The sequence below is a fragment of the Micromonospora globispora genome (genome assembly GCF_003857015.1).
GTDB lineage: Bacteria > Actinomycetota > Actinomycetes > Mycobacteriales > Micromonosporaceae > Micromonospora > Micromonospora globispora.
Genome location: NZ_QGGF01000648.1, coordinates 1 through 2,191 on the forward strand (window position 1 = coordinate 1; position 2,191 = coordinate 2,191).

Consider the following 2,191-nt stretch of genomic DNA (forward strand, 5'->3'; position numbering starts at 1 on the left):
GCAGCGCCGGATCCGCAGTGAGCGCGTGCACCAGCAGCGCCGCCCGGCCGGCGTTCAGCGCGGCGTCGCCGTGCGGCACAGTGGCCGGCAGGGCGGCCCGGGCGGCCGCGGTGAGGCCCCGCTCCGCGGGCACGAAGACCGTGGGCCGGACGCCCTCGGCGACCGCCAGCGACACCGCCCGGGCGCCGGACGGCTCCGTCCAGGCGACGGTGAACCCGCCGAGCAGGCAGGGCGCGACGTTGTCGGGGTGGCCCTCGATCTCGGCGGCCAGCCGGAGCGCCGCGTCGTCGTCGAGCAGCCGCGCGCCGTCGGCCACCAGGGCGCGGGCGAGCTGCACGCCGGCGACGATCGCCGCGGACGAGGAACCGAGGCCCCGGGCCTGCGGGATGCGGTTGACGCACTCCACCGCGAACCCCGGCGGCTGGGCGCCGAGCGCGTCGAAAGTCGCTCGCATCGCCCGGGCCACCAGGTGCCGGTCGTCGTCGGGCAGCTCGCCGGCGCCCTGCCCGGTCACCGTCACCCGCACGCCGCCCGCCGTGACCTCGGCGGCGACGTCGTCGTAAAGCCCCAGGGCGAGCCCGAGCGAGTCGAAACCCGGCCCCAGGTTGGCGCTGGTGGCGGGCACCCGGACCCGGACCGGACCGGTTTCGAATGTCAACGGCACCGGCTCATGCTAGGGCGCGGGGCCGACAGTCCGCCGGATCGCCCGGACCGTGGGAAACGCGGTCCGCCTCGTGCCGGGGCACCCCGCCCGCCGGGCCGGCCGGCGTCAGCGGGCCGGCGCCGGGTCCGGGTCGACGGCCGAGTCGGTGAGCGACAGTCGCCGCGTGGCGAACCGCCAGCCGACCGCGTAGACCAGGGTGACCAGGCCGCAGCCGGCCAGCACCGTCCGCTCGCTCACCGCGTCCACCACGAGGGCCACCACCAGCTGGCTGACCGAGATGGCCAGCGTCGCCAGCATCATGTCGGTGGCGAAGACCCGGCCGCGCAGCCGGTCCGGCACCTCGCCCTGGAGCGCGAAGTTGGACAGCACCCAGTTGCTGCCACCACCGAAGTGGGCGACGAAGACCAGCGCCAGGACCAGCGGGAACCAGCTCGCCACCGAGGTGCCCAGGTAGGCCAGACCGTAGAGCGACATGGACAGGGCCAGCCCGGGCAGCAGCCAGGCGCGGTTGGTCAGCACCCGGCGCATCAGGATCGGCCCGACCAGGGCGCCCGCGCCCCGGGACGCGAAGAGCAGGCCGGTGCCCAGCGCACCGACCCCGTACACGCCGGCGAGCAGCGGGAAGACGGTCAGCACGCCGTTGCCCAGGCCGACCGCCGACTTGACGGTGACCAGACCCAGGACCCGGGGCTGATGCCCGATGTAGCGCAGCGCCTCGCGGATCGCCGGCCACGTGCGGGGCGTCGGCCGGTCGGGGTCACGTTCGGCCTGCAACGGCCGCCGGATCAGCGCCGCCAGGCCCACCGCGAGCGCCAGGCTGCCCGCCGCCACCCAGAAGCTGACGTACGGGCCGGCGGCGGCACTCAGCATGCCGCCGAGCGAGGCGCCGACCACCGTCATGGTGCCCCAGGCCGAGCCGGCGATGGCGTTGCCGGCGGCCAGCTCGTCCGGGTCGAGCACGTTGGGCAGGGCGGCCTGGGCGGCGGGCGAGTAGAACGCCTTCGCCACCGCCACGGCGGCGATCGACACCAGGGCCAGCCACGCCGACCCCGCGCTGCGGACACCGAGCAGCAGCAGGATGCCGGCCAGGGCGGCGAGGTTCGCCGCCATCATGATCTTCCGCCGGTCGAACCGGTCGGCGATGGTGCCGGTGTACGGCAGCATCAGCGCCAGGGTGCCGGTGTCCACGGCCAGCACCAGCGCGCCCCAGACGCCGCTGCCCGTCAGCTTCGGCAGGAGCACGAGCAGCGGCACCATGACGAACCAGTCGGACCCGAAGACCACCAGCTCGGCCAGGAAGAGGTTGCGGAAGTCGCGGTTGCGGACGAGGACCGAGACGGTGGGTGACACGCCCGCACCCTACCCAACCGGCCGGACGTCGCCGCCTCGTCAGACCACCACCGTCGCCCATCCGACCCACGCCCCCCGGGCGCCGCCTGTTTCCCGGAAAGCGTGGCCGTCGCGCGGGGCATGACCACGCTTTCCGGGAATCTGCGCGTCAGGAGGGCGGGGGGTCAGTCCGGGGGC

At 75.4% G+C, this 2,191-nt stretch carries 2 protein-coding genes; both read right to left on the minus strand.

What is annotated here, in order from left to right:
* Positions 1–664: homoserine kinase (locus tag DKL51_RS31425; RefSeq protein ID WP_148097901.1), on the minus strand; the 664-nt coding region annotated here is incomplete at its 3' end.
* Positions 665–769: 105 nt separating this feature from the next.
* The gene (locus tag DKL51_RS31430) at positions 770–2,014 is read right to left on the minus strand and encodes an MFS transporter (protein WP_109948189.1); all 1,245 of its coding nucleotides are present in this window, start codon (positions 2,012–2,014) and stop codon (positions 770–772) included.
* Between the last annotated feature and the right edge of the window lie 177 nt (positions 2,015–2,191).